Source organism: Myroides sp. LJL119, from assembly GCF_054871605.1.
Genome location: NZ_JBTXLO010000002.1, coordinates 311,015 through 327,752, shown reverse-complemented (window position 1 = coordinate 327,752; position 16,738 = coordinate 311,015). Strand labels below are relative to the sequence as shown.

The window sequence follows — 16,738 nt, the reverse complement described above, 5'->3', positions numbered from 1 at the left end:
TTTAAATAATAAATAAAACCACATCCTTTTTACCTAACTAAAAGCTTATTTTTAGCTAATCTTCCTTGTTTTTCACCCCATCTTTACCCCACTTAAAAAACACCACCCAATAGAGTTACCAAAAGGCTTAACTACAAGAGATTCTTTAACCTTTTTAAAAACTATATCAGCTAATTTACACCAAACTAACTCTATAGGTTAAATCTCTCACAAATAATAAATTAACCCACAAGTAAAAAACAAGGTTAGTATTACAAGTATTTTATTTACTTTTACTCACGCTAACCTAATTAAAGACCCCTATGCACAATCTAGACACAATTGATCTAAAACTCCTTGAGATACTAGGAGACAACTGTGATTTAACCACAAAAGAAATCGCTCAAATGGTAAACCTTTCCCCCACACCAGTGTTTGAGCGTATAAAAAGACTTAAAAACGAAGGTTTTATTAAAAAGTACATTGCCCTTATCAACCCCGAGAAATTAAATCGAGGATTTATTGTGTTTTGCCATATCAAACTAAAGCAACACAAAAGACTCTTTAATAATAAGTTTGTAGAGGATATACTTTTAATTGATGAAGTAGTTGAGTGTTATAACGTATCTGGAGAGTATGATTTTTTACTTAAAGTATACGCCAATGACATGAGACATTACCAAGATTTTGTATTCAATAAATTATCCTCTTTAGATAGTATTGGAAGTACCCATAGTTCTTTTGTTATGCGTGAGATTAAAAACAAACACAATATCGCGGTACATTTAATTGATTGATCTATTGGATTTTTTTAGAAATTGATTTACACTAGCTTAAACAATGAATAAAAAGTGAAAAATCACCACTTACAAGGTACTCTTTATCCAAAGTTTAAAGTCTAGCTGTGTAATAAGTTAAATTAGAAAACAAGATAGATGACAAACAAATCCATCAATCGGATCTCTAATTTTAAAAAAAATAAATATAATAATGGTCTTTTTTAAACCAAGGAAGACCATCCTTTTTTCACAAAGCCTTTTGGTAAACAAAAAAGCATATGCATTTTAAAGGACCACTGTTTGTTGGTACTTTATTTGATATGCTTTTTTGCTTATTTTTCATGCTTTTTCACATCCAAAACAAACTCAGTGCTAAGACACATCAAATTCTATTTAGTAATAACAATATCTGGTAAAAACAACCAGTGTTTAAAAACAGTGATTAACTCTTTAGCAAATATAGCAACTGTTTTTTTAAAAACATAGATATATTTCACCCACCCCTTGTTTTTTCAACTTCTTACACAACAATTCGTGTTTTTAAACAATTTACCCCCTTAAAAAACCTATTGATTTATTAAAAAGGACAATATAAATGGATTTTAATAAAATTTTTCAAAAAACAATATCCCATATTTAACCCATTAATAGGCTAACTAATTGCTTGGTCGTTGTTTTTTTGTCCAAATATATTTGTTTGACTCCAAAGTGATTTTTAGTATATTTGTTGTAGCTTTTTTTCAAGTAAAAATACTTTATAAAAAAAAATGACTTAGCTTTTTAAAACAGATATAAATTTCTTGTTTTAATCTACTAATCTAAAAAAACACATCTTTCATGCAAACACTCGGATGGATTGGCTTGGGCCACATGGGCACTCCAATGGCTGTAAATTTATTAAAAGCCAAAAAAAAAGTAAATCTTTTTGTTAGAGATCCAAACAAGACAAGTTTGGCTATAGATATGGGAGGCAGTCCCATTTCAGATTTTGCTGCATTTATTGAAAAAACCCAGGTTGTGTTTATCACCCTTCCAAATGATCAAATTTGCTTGGAGACCTTTGAAAAAATGCGTGATTTAGACCTTGTGTCAAAAACCTTTATTAATTGCAGTACTATTTCACCCGAGTGTTCCAAGGAATTAAGTCAATTAGTAAGTGATAAAAAAGGCATTTACCTGGAGGCTCCCGTATCAGGAAGTGTAAAGCCAGCTACCGATGGTACATTAATGTTTTTAGTATCAGGTCAAGAAAAAGACTACCTAGATAATCTACCTTATTTTGAAATATTGGGCTCTTGTAGTTTTTATCTAGGACAAAACCAAGGTGCAAGTAAAGCTAAATTGGCTATTAATTATTATATGTCCGTGGTGGTACAAGGATTTGCAGAAACAATGCTATTTGCCAAAAGCCAAGGCATAGACCCTTTAATTATGAGTCAAATAGTTAATCAAGGAGCCTGTGGATCGGGTATGACTAAAATAAAAACACCAAGTGTTTTACAGGATCAATACCCAAGTGCTTTTCCTTTAAAGTTTATGCTAAAGGACTTAAATCTCGCCCAGGATTTAGGTTGGAACACCGCCCTTTTACAAACCATTAAACAATCCTACCAAAGGGCCGAAGAATCAGGCCTAGGGGACAAGGACTTAATGGCCGTTATTAAAGCGATTCAATCAACATAACATGCCTATGAAACTAGCTGAAATACAGTCCCTAATTGAAAATGCTTGGGAAAACCAAGAATTAGTAAAAACATCAAAAACACTGCGTGCTATTGAAAAAGCGATAGAACTTTTGGATAAAGGAGAAATTCGCGTGGCTTACCAACAACAAGATACCTGGGTTGTAAATCAATGGGTAAAAAAAGCAATCTTGCTTTATTTCCCTAGTCAAGATATGCAAAGCTTCCAAGTTGGTATTTTTGAATACAATGATAAAATACCTCTTAAAAGAAACTACCAAGATAAAAACATTCGAGTAGTTCCCAATGCCGTAGCTCGTTATGGTTCCTATATCGCCCCTGGGGTAGCATTAATGCCTAGTTACGTAAATATTGGCGCTTATATTGACTCAGGAACTATGGTAGATACTTGGGCAACGGTAGGTTCTTGCGCTCAAATTGGCAAAAATGTTCACCTTTCCGGAGGTGTTGGTATCGGTGGGGTACTAGAGCCTTTACAAAGCGGTCCGGTTATCATAGAAGACGATGCTTTTATTGGATCTAGATGTGTTATTGTCGAAGGAGTTAGAATTGGAAAAAGAGCAGTTCTAGGGGCCAATGTAGTTATTACCAGTTCCACTAAAATTATCGATGTAAGTCAAGAACAACCCGTTTATCACAAAGCATACGTACCAAAGGATTCGGTGGTTATTCCCGGTAGTTACACCAAGGAGTTTCCAGGAGGGAATTTTCAAGTTCCATGTGCTTTAATTATTGGTAAAAGAAAGCCATCAACCGATTTAAAAACATCTTTAAATCAAACCCTTAGACATTACGACTTATCGGTTTAATTTTAAATTAGATACACTAAACTAAAATAGCCTTACACAGATTTTTTCTATGGGCTATTTTTATTTTTATTATTTTATCTTATTATTCCAATGCATCAATTTACCTCTAAAGCCTTAATTGTATTTATCAAAAGGTTTTTTTTATTTTTCATTTTCTATCAAATAGTTAGATTCGGTTTCTACTTTTACAACAAGAGTCTATTAGACCCTATTGAGTTTAAGACCATCTTGGGAGGTATGCGCTTTGATTTGGCCACCCTTGGGTATATCAATATTATTTTTGCTCTACTTAGTTTATTTCCAGGGTATTTCCAAACTAGAAAAGGATATCAGAAATTTCTATTCTATAGTTTTTACCTGGTAAATATATTGTTTGTTTGTTTAAACTTTGTCGACTATGAGTACTTTAAATTCATCGGTAGAAGAAGCTCCTATGCCTTTATCACAGCCAATGGTATGGAGCAAGAACTTCCTGGTCTTTTAAAAAGTTTTATCGTGGAGTTTTGGTATATACCACTTTTTATACTACTAACTATTTTAATATCCTTTGGATTATATAGCCGAATTAATTACCGAGTAACACGAAGTTATTTAAGTGTATTGGGAATTTTCAGCTGTTTACTAGTAACTGGATTAATGGTGCTTTTAGGAAGAGGTGGTTTTCAAAAAAAACCTCTTCGTCTGGTGGATGCAGTAACCTATGGATCTATTAAAAACACAGCTCTGGTTTTAAATACTCCCTTTTCGGTATTAAAAACAATGGGTAAGAGTGAGGATTTAAAAGAAATGAATTTCTATGATCAACAAGAATTACAACAAATCTATTGGCCAATTCTTGAGTTCCAATACGACTCGATAAACAAGAAAAACGTGGTTTTACTAATCATAGAAAGCCTAGGTAGAGAAACCATGTTTAAGGGGCTAACTCCTTTTATGGATGAGCTTACAAAAAACAGCTATTACTTTGAAAATGGATTTGCAAATGGAAAAGTTTCCATAGACGCGGTTCCTTCGAGTATCTCAAGTATACCTAGTTTAATGAATCGCACCTATATCTCGTCTAGCTATGCGGTGAATCAGGTAAATACCATACCTGAGATTTTAAATCAAAACGGTTACCATACCGCTTTTTTCCACGGCGCGTTTAACGGTAGTCAAAACTTTGATCAGTATTCTCAAGTGGCACAGTTCAAAGAATATTACGGTAAAGATCAATACCAAGGTCCAGAGGCCTTTGATGGTACTTGGGGAATTTTTGATGAAGAGTTCTTAGGATTTTTCAGCGATAAACTAGATGAGTTTAAACAACCTTTTTTTGCTACTTTTTTCTCCATCTCTTCACATAATCCTTATACAATACCACAAAAATATCAAGGTAAATTCCCAAAAGGAACCGCTAAGATACATGAATCTATAGCCTATGCGGATTATGCTTTACAACAGTTCTTTGAAAATGCAAAAACAAAATCATGGTTTAAAGATACTTTGTTTATTATCATGGCAGACCACACCTCATCCGAACCACAAGATCCCGAATTTAAAACCAATGTAGGGAAATTTAGAATCCCTATCCTATTCTACGCTCCTTATGATTCGAGAATACCGGTAAAAACGGAAACTAAAAACTTTCAACAAATTGATATTTTCCCTAGTTTAATGGACTATTTACAAATCAATACCAAGATTGTTAGTTTTGGAAAAAGTTATTTATCCCCACAAGATTTTGTTGTAAATTACCTTAACAACGTATATAATTATATCCATAACGATTATTACCTAGCCTTTGACGGTCAAAAAACTATAGGATTATATAACTTTAAACAAGACCCTACTTTATCCAATGATTTACAAAATCAAGAAACAGAAATTTTAAAAGAAATGGAGGGATTTTTAAAGGCCTATATTCAAACCTTCAACCATAGGGTGAAAAACAATGAATTACTACCATAACTCAATTAAAATCAATAATTTAATTTATATACGCTATTTATCGTAGCGCAGAGTCTCAAAGTGATAGGACACTTTGGGACTTTTTTTTGCTAATTTCTCATAAATGCGCTATGTATAATTATTATAAATTATTTTTAATAATCAAAAAAACAAAAACGTTAATATCTTTAGAATAAAACAAGTAGAGTTAAACATATAATAAAAATGTAATTTTTTGACACTAAATAAATTGTAAATAATTCTTAATAGAAGTAGATTTGTTTTTTGATATTGTAACTTTGTGTTTTTAATACTTAAAACAACACTATTAAAAAGCTACATGGACGCTATAACACTACTTGTTTGTACAAAAAACGAGGCACATAACATCGCAGCTTGCATTAATTCTGCCAAAGATATCGTAAAACAGATTATCGTAGTTGATTCCTACAGTAGTGATAACACCCCAGAGATTGCCAAACAAATGGGAGCCCAAGTGTTATTTAGAAAGTTTGATGATTTCTCCAGACAAAAAAACTGGGCCTTATCGCAAGTTAAAACAAAGTGGGTCTTACTTTTAGATGCCGACGAAAAACTAACCCCCGAGTTAACACAAGAAATTCAACAAATTATCCAACAAGGCAAATTGGATAACTACAATGCATATTGGTTCTTTAGAGATAATCATTTTTTTAATAAACCTATACGCTTTGGTGGCTATCAAAACGATAGTGTGATTCGTCTTTTTAAACCCAAGGATTGTCATTATGTTAATATGGTCCATGAAAACATGCTTGTAAATGGAACAACACATGTTTTAAAAAACAAATTATACCACAATACCTATACCTCTTTTGATAGACATATCTCAAAATTAAATCGATACGCCGAATTACAAGCGCAAGATTTTAACACTAAAACAACCCAAGAAATTGGAATTTATCACCTTATCTTAAAACCGGGATTTCGTTTTTTTAAACACTATGTAATAAGGCAAGGATTTAGAGATGGAACCCCTGGGATAATACTGGCCTTTTTAGGAAGTTACGCCACTTTTACTCGCTATGCAAAACTTTGGATGCTGCGAAACAATATTCCTAAATAAAATACCTTTACCCCAAAAAAAATAAATATTTAATCTAAGTGTTAGTTTTTGTTGTTGTTTTTAAAAAACTACCCTTTTTTTGCCATGAATACTTTCTCGCAGAATTACAAAATCCTTTAGATTCTCTTTTAACTATTACATCCGGTGTGTTTTTACAATTCACTACCCCTATTTGGCAATACCTACTTGCGAATTTAAAGGTGTTAATCTCCCTTTTTGACCTGCTTTGAATAAAAATCGTTTTTTAGAGTTGTTCGGCTTTATTTTTTGTTAATAATCAAAACCTTCTCTTTGATTTTCTCTCAGAAAAATTGGCTCTTTATTTAAGTGAAACAAGCCCTTAAGTTTAGTTTTTTATTTTGAGTTTTTTAAACTACTTTTGCACCTTACAACAACAACTTAATATTCATAACATAATGATTCATTTCTTCGAAAACCCTTCGAGAAAGTTCTATGCTGTAGAGTCACAGAACGATTTATCTAATGAAGATATCCAAAAGTTAAACTGGTTATTTGGACAAGCACAACACATTGATCAGTTAACAATTAAAAACTCATTTGTGGGGCCTCGCGCTAGTATGGTTACCCCTTGGAGTACCAATGCAGTAGAGATCACCCAAAACATGGGGATTCAAGGAATCGTGCGTATTGAAGAGTTTCACTTACAACAAGACATAGAGGATTTTGATCCAATGTTATCTCAAAAATTCGCAGAATTAAACCAAAATTTATTTTTTGTAGACATTGCTCCAGAACCAATCATTTACATAGATGATATACAAGCTTATAACAAGCAAGAAGGATTAGCACTAAGTCCTGAGGAAGTGGATTATTTAAATGATTTATCTACAAAATTACAACGTAAATTAACCGACTCAGAGGTATTTGGTTTCTCCCAAGTTAACTCTGAACATTGTCGTCACAAAATATTTGGAGGTACTTTTATAATTGATGGACAAGAAAAGCCAAGTTCTTTATTCAATTTAATTAAAAAGACTTCTAAACTAAATCCAAATGACATTGTATCTGCTTATAAAGATAACGTGGCATTTGTAAAAGGACCTAAAGTAACACAGTTTGCACCTAAAACTGCAGATAAACCAGACTTTTATCAAGAAACAGAATTCGATTCGGTTATTTCTTTAAAAGCCGAAACTCACAACTTCCCTACCACAGTAGAGCCTTTTAATGGTGCAGCTACTGGATCTGGTGGAGAGATTCGCGATCGTTTAGCTGGTGGACAAGGTTCTTTACCTTTAGCAGGAACGGCTGTTTATATGACTGCGTATTCTCGTTTACTAGAAGATCGCCCTTGGGAACAAGCCGTGGAACAAAGACAATGGTTATACCAAAACCCAATTGATATTTTAATAAAAGCATCCAATGGAGCTTCTGATTTTGGAAACAAATTTGGTCAACCATTAATTACAGGTTCCATCCTAACTTTCGAGCATCAAGATCAAGACCAAATCTTAGGTTATGATAAGGTAATTATGCAAGCTGGAGGTATTGGGTATGGTAAATTAGACCAGGCCATTAAACACAAACCTAATCAAGGAGATCAAATTGTTATCCTAGGTGGAGAAAACTACCGAATTGGTATGGGAGGAGCTGCAGTATCTTCGGCCAATACAGGAGCCTTTGGCTCAGGAATTGAATTAAACGCTATTCAGCGTTCTAATCCGGAGATGCAAAAAAGAGCTGCCAATGCCATTCGCGCTATGGTAGAATCGGATCACAATCCAATTGTGTCGATTCACGATCATGGAGCTGGTGGTCACTTAAACTGTTTATCTGAATTAGTAGAGCAAACCGGAGGAAACATTGATTTGGATAAATTACCAGTGGGAGATCCGACTTTATCTGCTAAAGAAACAATCGGAAATGAATCCCAAGAGCGTATGGGTCTTGTAATTGGAAAAAAAGATATTGATACCTTAGCTAGAGTTGCTCAAAGAGAAAGAGCCCCTATGTACACAGTGGGTGAGGTAACAAACGATGATCGTTTTACAATCCAATCCAAAACCAAATCAGATAAACCAATGGATTTTGCTTTAGCCGATATGTTTGGTAGTTCACCAAAGACCGTTATGCAGGATACCACCATAGATAAACAATACCAAGACTTAAACTACGATGTAAAGCTTGTACCTAGTTATTTACAGCAACTAGTTTCATTAGAGGCTGTGGCTTGTAAGGATTGGTTAACCAATAAAGTGGACCGTTGTGTTGGAGGTCGCGTTGCCAAACAACAATGTGTTGGACCATTACAACTTCCATTAAATAACCTAGGTGCAATGGCCTTGGATTTTAATGGTAAACAAGGTATTGCTACCAGTATAGGGCATGCTCCTATTGTAAGTTTAATTGATTCTGCAAAAGGAAGTAGAAATGCTATTGCAGAGGCTTTAACTAACATTATTTGGGCCCCACTTAAAGATGGTCTACAAAGTGTTTCTTTGTCTGCAAACTGGATGTGGGCTTGTAATAACCCAGGAGAGGATGCTCGTTTGTATAAAGCGGTAGAGGCTTGTTCTGATTTTGCAATCCAACTTGGAATAAACATCCCTACTGGAAAGGATTCTTTATCTATGAAGCAGAAATATGCAGATAAAGATGTAATTGCACCAGGAACTGTTATTATCTCAGCAGCTGGTAATACAACAGATATAACAAAAATTGTAGAACCTGTGTTAAGTAAAACTGGTGGTTCTATCTATTATATAAATCTATCGCAAGATGAGTTACAACTAGGGGGAAGCTCATTTGCACAGATTCTAAACAAAATAGGTAATCAAGCACCTGATATTAAAGATGCTGCTTACTTTAAAAAAGCTTTTAACGCCATACAAAGTTTAATTAATAAAGGATTAATTAAAGCCGGTCATGATATCGGTAGTGGTGGTCTTATTACAACCTTATTAGAAATGACATTTGCCGATACAAACCTAGGGGCAGATTTCAACCTATCTGGTTTAAATCAAAAAGATACCGTAAAGGCCTTATTTAACGAAAATATTGCCCTAGTTATCCAACCAAGCGATGATAAAGAATTTGAATCGGAATTACAAGGGTTAGGAATCAAGGCTGTAAAAATAGGTCAAGTAACGCAAAAGCCTCAGGTAAGCATTGAAAACTTTGATGACTCTTTTACCTTTGACGTTGAAAAAACAAGAGACTCTTGGTTTAAAACATCTTATTTATTAGATCAAAAACAAACCAAGAACAACAAAGCAACTGATCGTTATAACAATTATAAAAATCAGCCTTTAAACTTTGTATTCCCAGAGAATTTCCAAGGTAAGCTTCCTGTTATTGATCCAAGTAAACCACGTCCAAAAGCTGCTATTATTCGCGAGAAAGGTAGTAACTCAGAAAGAGAGGTTGCCAATGCGATGTATAAAGCAGGATTTGATGTAAAAGATGTTCATATGACTGACCTTATCAGCGGTAGAGAAACCTTAGAAGATATCCAATTCATTGGAGCTGTAGGAGGATTCTCTAATTCCGATGTTCTAGGTTCTGCCAAAGGATGGGCAGGTGCGTTTTTATACAACGAAAAAGCCAATACGGCACTTAAGAATTTCTTTGCACGAAAAGATACTCTTTCGGTGGGTATTTGTAATGGTTGTCAATTATTTATGGAGTTGGAATTAATCAACCCAGAGCATAAACAACATGGTAAAATGTTACATAATGACTCGGGTAAACACGAGAGTAACTTTACCTCTGTTACTATTAATCCAAACAACTCGGTGATGCTTTCCAACCTAGCTGGTTCAACTCTAGGGGTGTGGATTTCACATGGAGAAGGTAAATTTAACTTACCTGAATCTGAAAGCGCTTACAACATTGTTGCTAAATACGCCTATGATCAATACCCAGCCAATCCTAATGGATCGGATTACAATACAGCTATGATGTGTGATACAACAGGTCGTCACCTAGTGATGATGCCTCATATTGAGCGTTCTTTATTCCAGTGGCACTGGGCTAATTATCCAGAAGATAGAAACGATCAAGTTTCTCCTTGGATGCAAGCCTTTGTGAATGCTAGAGAATGGATTGAACAAAATTCAAACAAATAGTAGGTAAAAAATAATATTAAAAAAGTGGCTATTTTATAATAATTAAAATAGCCGCTTTTTTTTATACCATTTTCACACATGGAATTAATACCTAAATCCCATATTGTAAACAAGTAGGAGTTTGAATTTTATTTTCTTTAGTAAACCTTAAACTTGATGCTTATTCTTTAGGTAAAACAACCAATTAACCCATTTAAAACCCGAAGAAAACTTGCATATAAATACCCTAAATTGATCTAACCTTTTATCTTATTACACTAAAAAAGTATACTCCCTTGTTTTTAAAATAAAATTTATCTCTTAGGTAAGTATCTAAATCTTTACAAACCATATATTTTTGTATCTTGCCCTTAGGTATTTTTATTATCAAAAAAACACTTTTACAAACGCAGATTAGTTAATGGTTGTTTTTTTAAAACACCTATAAATAACAAGTTTTAAATGAAAAACATAAAACATATCATACTGGGCTTACTATATCATTTTGCAATGGTAATTGTGGCCATATGGGCCCTATTTATCCAATTGATCTATCTATTAATTGTCCTTTTTTACAAAGTCTTTTATAATAAAAACAAAAAAATCTGGTTAGATATAACTAAAAAACGCCTTTTTTTAGAAAAATAAAAAATCGCTTTTTTTAATACATTTTCACCCGTGGTGATTTCTTTTTCTTAGCACATCTTCCACTTGCTGCAAAGCAAATCCTTTTGCTTTTAATAACACCAAGTAGTGATACATCAGATCAGCGGCTTCATTTAAAAAAAGTTCTTTATTGTTGTCTTTTGCCTCGATAACTAATTCAATGGCTTCCTCGCCAAGTTTTTGTGCTACCTTATTAATTCCCTTTTGGTAAAGATCCCTGGTGTAAGACCCTTTGGTGTTTTTTTGAATCCTTTGATTTATAATCCTTTCTAGAGTATGTAAAAAGCTATCTGTTTGTGCATTAAAACAAGAGGTATGTCCAAGGTGACAGGTAACCCCGGTGGGCTCCACTAAAACAATTAGGGTATCTTTATCACAATCCAAATATACTTTTTCCACCAATAGATAATTCTTAGAGCTCTCCCCTTTTGTCCAAAGCTTTTGCCGAGAACGGCTGAAAAAAGTAACTTTTTTTGTTTGCAGGGTGATTTCATATGCCTGTTGATTCATATACCCCAACATTAGAACTTCTTTGGTTTGTGCATCTTGAATTATAGCCGGTAGTAATCCATTGGACTTACTAAAATCAATATCTATTATCATTGTATTGTACGGTCTTATTTACTTATAATTGCTTTTTTTAACTCCGGTATGGCCACTGTATTGTAATGGAAGATACTAGCTGCTAATGCTTTTTGGGCATTAGTTTTTGTAAATAGTTCCACAAAATCCTCTACTCTACCGGCTCCTCCTGAGGCAATAACCGGGATGTCTACTATTTGAGAAATTCTTTGGGTTATATCAATTGAAAATCCTTTTTGACATCCATCTTGATCCATCGAAGTTAAAAGAATTTCACCCCCTCCTAATTGCTCTACCTCTTTAGCCCACTGAACAGCCAAATAAGGTGTTCTTTTTTGACCACCATGGGAGTATACCCACCAATTATCTTGGTGTTTTTTAACATCGATGGCCACAACCACTCTTTGTTTTCCAAGAGCGTTTGCTAATTGAGAAATTAATTTTCCATTTTCCAGCGCCCCGGAATTGATACTTACTTTACTAGCTCCATGATCCAAGAGTCTATTGGCCTGATCCACATGATTTATTGCTCCACCTACGGTAAGGGGTATACTAAGTTGATCACTAATTTGCTTTACCAGCTTGAAATTAATCTCTTCTTTTTTTAAACTAGCCGAGATATCTAAAAACACCAGTTCATCCACCCCTTGACTTTCATACCAAAGTGCTAATTGCAAAGGGTCACCTACCCTTTGGATATTTTCAAAATTAATTCCTTTAACCACACAATTATCCTTAATATCCAAACAGGCTATAATTTTTTTATCTACCATAATTTCTCTAATTGTTTTAAAGTGATTTCCCCCTTGTAAATAGCCGTTCCAATAATGGCTCCAAAACACCCTATGTTTTTCAAATCTGTTAAATCTTCTATACTACGAACCCCTGCCGAGGCAATCAGGTTTATATCCATTTCCTGTAAAATCTCTTGATATAACTCTAAACAAGGTCCTTGTAACATTCCATCTTTACTTATATCGGTTACAATGGCTGTTTGGAGTCCATTTTCTGTATAGCCCTTAATAAAATCAAGTACATCGGTCTGTGTAGTATGTAGCCAACCACAGGTTTGGATTAACTTATTTTTTGCATCTGCGCTAAGAACAATACAATGGGCGCCATAAAGAGCTAACCAATGTAAAAAAAGCGTAGGTTTTTGTTGTGCAACACTACCAACCGATACTTGACTAGCTCCACACTCTAAGGCTATTTCTATGTCTTTTTGCGTATTTATCCCTCCCGAGAAATCAATTTTTAAATTAGTTTGGGTAGCAATTCTCTCTAAGGTTTTCCAATTTACTACTCCCCTGGACTTAGCACCTTGTAAGTCTACTAGATGTAGGTATTTAATACCCGCGTCCACAAAACTTTTTGCCAAATCTACCGGATCGTTTTGATAGACAGTCATCTTTTGATAATCCCCTTGGACAAGGCAAACGCATTTTGCGTCAATAATATCTATAGCTGGAATAATTCTCATTTTTTCATCTTTATTTTGTACCTAAATCACCTTAAAAAACGTATTTAAAAACGCATCATCTCTTTTTTTAATACCACGTGTTTATAAAAAGTAAACAGAGGTAAAAAAAATGCTGTTGTTTTAAAAAATCAAGGCGTATGTTATGTAGGTTATTATCTATTATTTTTTGTTTGTTTTTAATTGGTACTATTTATCACAATACCCCTTTGGTACTGGGAATCTGATAATTTGACCCCTTTTTTATTGCCATGTTTAAGGCCTTTGCAAAACACTTAAATATCGACTCTATCTTATGATGCTCATTACTACCTGTGGCTTGAATATTTAAATTACACTTGGCAGTGTCGCAAAAACTTTTGAAAAAATGTTCAAACATCTCACAAGGCATATCTCCTATTATTTCTCGTTTAAACTCCACATCCCAAACCAAAGCGCAACGCCCTGAGAAATCAATAGCCACCTGAGCTAAAGCATCATCCATGGGCAGAACAAAACCATAGCGTTCAATACCTTTTTTTGTAGATAAAGCCATGGCAAAAGCGCTACCTAAGGCCAAGGCGGTATCCTCAATGCTGTGGTGTTGATCAACATGAAGATCACCTTTAACTTGAATATCTAATCCTATTTGTCCATGCTTGTTTATTTGTTCTAGCATGTGATTGAAAAACCCTAAACCTGTTTGAATCTCACACATACTACTGGAATCTAGATTAACCTTAACCAAAACGGTGGTCTCTTTGGTTTGCCGAAAACAACTACCCACCCGAGGTAGGGCTTTTAAATAATTATAGATTTCTTGCCACTGTAAGGTAGTTAACTCACAATCTATGTTTGAAAGGGTTGGATCTTGAATCAAAATGGCTTTACTATTCAAGTTATTTGCCAATAGTACATCGGTTAATCGATCCCCAATTACATAGGAATTTTGTAAATCATAATTACCATACACATACTTGGATAACATCCCTAAATTAGGCTTTCGATTATTGGACTTATCCTCAGGTAAAGAGCTATCGATATAGATATCCTGAAAAACAATCCCTTGACCCTTTAAAATATCTATCATTAAATTCTGTACAGGCCAAAAATCCTCACTAGCAAAACTACTTGTCCCTAACCCATCTTGATTGGTTACTAAAACCAACTTATAATCAAGTTCGGTGGCAATCTTACTTAAATACACGATACACCCTTTTAAAAAAGACATCTTGGAAAAACTATCAATTTGAAAATCCTCTGGCTCTTTTAAAATCGTACCATCTCTATCGATAAATAATACTTTTTGTTTCATCTTGAAATTTTTTTAATTCATTTATTAACTCTTTGTTTTCCTTAGAAGTTCCCACGCTTATCCGTAGCGCATTATAAAGATCATTTTGCCTGTCACGGATCACAATTCCCTTTTCAAACAAGTAATCATAAACCTGTTTGCCTTGCTTAAAAACAACTAAAAGAAAATTGGCATTTGAATCAAAAACCCTATCCACACACCAAAGATTTTTTAATTGCTTGCTAAGAAAATCTCTTTGGCTTATTAACTTTTGTCTGTTTTTTTGATAACCTTGGTAGTCTTGTAAAATTTCCAAAGCCTTATCTTGGGCAATACCACTTATATTATAAGGAGACTTCACTTTGTTGAAAAAACCTAAAATCTCACTACTTGCAAAGGCCATTCCGATTCGAAGATCAGCAGCTCCCCAAGCCTTTGAAAGGGTTTGGATAACAATCAAATTAGGATAGCTTTTAAGATTCTCTAACCAGCTATCTTGTTCTACAAAGTCTATGTAGGCCTGGTCTAAAATTACAATTCCATCAAACCCGGTAACAATGGCTTGAATTTGCTTATTACCTATTAGATTCCCGGTAGGATTGTTAGGCGAGCAAATAAACACCACTTTAACCTGGCCGATGTCTTTTATGGTATTTAAAGCATTATTGGGAAGGTTAAAATCTTTATCCAATGCAATGGGAATCACCTTTGTCTGATGTATATCACCATAGACTTTATACATACCATAACTTGGGGTAAATACAACTGCCTTATCCTTTTTAGGTTCACAAAATATACGGTAGGTAAGATCAATGAGCTCATCACTACCATTAGATAAAAAAATATTTTCTTTAGGTACTCTCTTTATCTGACTAAGACGGTTTTTTAGTTTATTTTGATACGGATCGGGATAACGATTAAATCTACCATAAGGATTCTCATTGGCATCTAAAAACACACTAGCAACCAGGTCTGTTTGCTTTGCTTGATCTTTAGCACTTTGATAAGGTACCAAGTCCAAAATATGGGGACGCACCAAATGACTTATAGATATCTTATTTTTCATTTTCAATTGTTTTTAAACGAACACTAACAGCATTTTTATGCCCTTGTAAGCCCTCTTGCATAGCCATAATCTCAATACTGGGGCCCAGATTTACAATACCTTGTTTGCTTATATGTTGAAAACTTATCTTTTTTACAAAACTATCCACACTCACCCCACTGTAACTCTTAGCCAAACCACTTGTGGGTAAGGTATGATTGGTTCCAGAGGCGTAATCTCCAGCACTCTCACATGCATAGGCCCCTAAGAACACCGAGCCTGCATTTACAACCAAATCCATGTATTTACGGTAATGTTTTATATTTAAAATCAAATGCTCTGGTGCATAGGTATTACTAAAGTCAAAACATTGCTCTAAGGTTTTAAAGCATACGCAAAAACTCCCCTGAAGGGCTTTTTTTATAATATCTTTGCGAGGTAGATCTTGTAATTGAATTTCTATTTGTGCTATAATCTGGTTTATCTTCTTTACAGAATTGCTCAATAAAACGCACTGAGAATCCACCCCATGCTCGCATTGGGAGAGTAAATCCGCCGCAACAAACTCAGGATTACTATACCTATCGGCAATGACCAATACCTCACTGGGACCCGCTGGTAAATCAATAGCCACAGAGTCTAGTTGCACTAATTGTTTTGCCGTGGTAACATATCTATTGCCTGGCCCAAAAATCTTATCCACCTTTTTAATGCTTTGTGTACCATAGGCCAAAGCCGCAATACCTTGGGCTCCACCCACCTTGTAGATTTGATCTATGCCCAATAAATTGGCCACATACAATAAAATAGGATTAACCTTACCTTGACTATCACAAGGGGTAGTAATGCTAATATTGGTACAACCAGCAATTCTTGCGGGGATACCCAACATTAATAAAGTGCTAAATAAAACGGCACTCCCCCCAGGAATGTAAAGCCCAACGTTTTGTATAGCAACACTTTTTCTAAAACACACCACCCCCGAAGTGGTTTGCACCATTTTTTGCTGTACGACTTGGCTTTGGTGAAAACGCCAAATATTATCATAGGCCAGCTCAATGGCTTTTTTCAGCTCAATATCTACCTGGTCAAGGCTTTGCTCTATCTCTTTGTTACTTACTTTAAACTCTTTTAAATCTACCCCATCAAACCTAAGGCATAACTCTCTTAATCCCTGATCTTTATCTTTTTTTACCTGATTTATAATTTGTTGTACCTTGTTACTTACATCACTTTGGTTTAAACCTTCTCGTTTTACTAGCTCTGCCCAGGTGTGTTTGCAGGGATTGTTATATAATTTTATCATGCTCGAATTTTATATCTA

At 34.5% G+C, this 16,738-nt stretch carries 12 protein-coding genes; 6 read left to right on the top strand and 6 right to left on the bottom strand.

Going from position 1 to position 16,738, the window contains the following annotated elements; all coding sequences use genetic code 11:
- Positions 1 to 302 precede the first annotated feature (302 nt).
- From ACYSNV_RS04360 to purL, 6 genes are all read left to right on the top strand, one after another.
- Positions 303 to 776 (top strand): Lrp/AsnC family transcriptional regulator, encoded by a 474-nt coding sequence (locus ACYSNV_RS04360; RefSeq protein WP_461761344.1) that lies wholly within the window; start codon positions 303 to 305, stop codon positions 774 to 776.
- Positions 777 to 1,595: 819 nt separating this feature from the next.
- Positions 1,596 to 2,441: an NAD(P)-dependent oxidoreductase gene (locus ACYSNV_RS04355; RefSeq protein WP_461761343.1), complete on the top strand. Its 846-nt coding sequence runs from the start codon at positions 1,596 to 1,598 to the stop codon at positions 2,439 to 2,441.
- A 7-nt stretch (positions 2,442 to 2,448) separates the two neighbouring features.
- Positions 2,449 to 3,270, top strand: a complete 822-nt coding sequence (locus tag ACYSNV_RS04350) for a 2,3,4,5-tetrahydropyridine-2,6-dicarboxylate N-succinyltransferase (protein WP_461761342.1) — start codon at positions 2,449 to 2,451, stop codon at positions 3,268 to 3,270.
- A gap of 90 nt (positions 3,271 to 3,360) precedes the next feature.
- Positions 3,361 to 5,220 (top strand): LTA synthase family protein, encoded by a 1,860-nt coding sequence (locus ACYSNV_RS04345; protein ID WP_461761341.1) that lies wholly within the window; start codon positions 3,361 to 3,363, stop codon positions 5,218 to 5,220.
- Between the two features lie 319 nt (positions 5,221 to 5,539).
- Positions 5,540 to 6,304, top strand: a complete 765-nt coding sequence (locus ACYSNV_RS04340; RefSeq protein ID WP_461761340.1) for a glycosyltransferase family 2 protein — start codon at positions 5,540 to 5,542, stop codon at positions 6,302 to 6,304.
- A 416-nt stretch (positions 6,305 to 6,720) separates the two neighbouring features.
- A complete protein-coding gene (gene purL, locus ACYSNV_RS04335) occupies positions 6,721 to 10,392 on the top strand; it encodes a phosphoribosylformylglycinamidine synthase (RefSeq protein WP_461761339.1) in 3,672 nt (1,223 codons plus the stop codon).
- Between the two features lie 651 nt (positions 10,393 to 11,043).
- Here the strand turns inward: purL and hisIE are convergent.
- The 6 genes from hisIE to hisD all read right to left on the bottom strand — a co-directional run bounded on the left by hisIE (position 11,044) and on the right by hisD (position 16,720).
- Positions 11,044 to 11,640, bottom strand: a complete 597-nt coding sequence (gene hisIE / locus ACYSNV_RS04330; protein ID WP_461761338.1) for a bifunctional phosphoribosyl-AMP cyclohydrolase/phosphoribosyl-ATP diphosphatase HisIE — start codon at positions 11,638 to 11,640, stop codon at positions 11,044 to 11,046.
- A 14-nt stretch (positions 11,641 to 11,654) separates the two neighbouring features.
- Positions 11,655 to 12,392, bottom strand: a complete 738-nt coding sequence (gene hisF, locus ACYSNV_RS04325) for an imidazole glycerol phosphate synthase subunit HisF (RefSeq protein ID WP_461761337.1) — start codon at positions 12,390 to 12,392, stop codon at positions 11,655 to 11,657.
- Entirely contained in the window at positions 12,386 to 13,099 is a 714-nt protein-coding gene (locus ACYSNV_RS04320) for a 1-(5-phosphoribosyl)-5-[(5-phosphoribosylamino)methylideneamino]imidazole-4-carboxamide isomerase (protein WP_461761336.1), read from the bottom strand. The genes hisF and ACYSNV_RS04320 overlap by 7 nt, the downstream gene beginning before the upstream one ends.
- A 193-nt stretch (positions 13,100 to 13,292) precedes the next feature.
- Positions 13,293 to 14,390, bottom strand: a complete 1,098-nt coding sequence (gene hisB / locus ACYSNV_RS04315; RefSeq protein ID WP_461761335.1) for a bifunctional histidinol-phosphatase/imidazoleglycerol-phosphate dehydratase HisB — start codon at positions 14,388 to 14,390, stop codon at positions 13,293 to 13,295.
- Positions 14,362 to 15,435 (bottom strand): histidinol-phosphate transaminase, encoded by a 1,074-nt coding sequence (gene hisC, locus ACYSNV_RS04310; RefSeq protein ID WP_461761334.1) that lies wholly within the window; start codon positions 15,433 to 15,435, stop codon positions 14,362 to 14,364. Before hisC ends, hisB begins: the two co-directional genes overlap by 29 nt.
- Positions 15,425 to 16,720, bottom strand: coding sequence for a histidinol dehydrogenase (hisD, locus tag ACYSNV_RS04305; RefSeq protein ID WP_461761333.1), 1,296 nt, complete (start codon positions 16,718 to 16,720; stop codon positions 15,425 to 15,427). The genes hisC and hisD overlap by 11 nt, the downstream gene beginning before the upstream one ends.
- Positions 16,721 to 16,738 lie beyond the last annotated feature (18 nt).

Excerpts from the sequence above, each read along its gene's own strand:
- purL (WP_461761339.1), top strand. The coding sequence starts at position 6,721 with ATGATTCATTTCTTCGAAAACCCTTCGAGAAAGTTCTATGCTGTAGAG.
- hisF (WP_461761337.1), bottom strand. The coding sequence starts at position 12,392 with ATGGTAGATAAAAAAATTATAGCCTGTTTGGATATTAAGGATAATTGT.
- ACYSNV_RS04360 (WP_461761344.1), top strand. The coding sequence starts at position 303 with ATGCACAATCTAGACACAATTGATCTAAAACTCCTTGAGATACTAGGA.
- hisB (WP_461761335.1), bottom strand. The coding sequence starts at position 14,390 with ATGAAACAAAAAGTATTATTTATCGATAGAGATGGTACGATTTTAAAA.
- hisC (WP_461761334.1), bottom strand. The coding sequence starts at position 15,435 with ATGAAAAATAAGATATCTATAAGTCATTTGGTGCGTCCCCATATTTTG.
- ACYSNV_RS04355 (WP_461761343.1), top strand. The coding sequence starts at position 1,596 with ATGCAAACACTCGGATGGATTGGCTTGGGCCACATGGGCACTCCAATG.
- ACYSNV_RS04350 (WP_461761342.1), top strand. The coding sequence starts at position 2,449 with ATGAAACTAGCTGAAATACAGTCCCTAATTGAAAATGCTTGGGAAAAC.
- ACYSNV_RS04345 (WP_461761341.1), top strand. The coding sequence starts at position 3,361 with ATGCATCAATTTACCTCTAAAGCCTTAATTGTATTTATCAAAAGGTTT.
- hisD (WP_461761333.1), bottom strand. The coding sequence starts at position 16,720 with ATGATAAAATTATATAACAATCCCTGCAAACACACCTGGGCAGAGCTA.
- ACYSNV_RS04320 (WP_461761336.1), bottom strand. The coding sequence starts at position 13,099 with ATGAGAATTATTCCAGCTATAGATATTATTGACGCAAAATGCGTTTGC.
- hisIE (WP_461761338.1), bottom strand. The coding sequence starts at position 11,640 with ATGATAATAGATATTGATTTTAGTAAGTCCAATGGATTACTACCGGCT.
- ACYSNV_RS04340 (WP_461761340.1), top strand. The coding sequence starts at position 5,540 with ATGGACGCTATAACACTACTTGTTTGTACAAAAAACGAGGCACATAAC.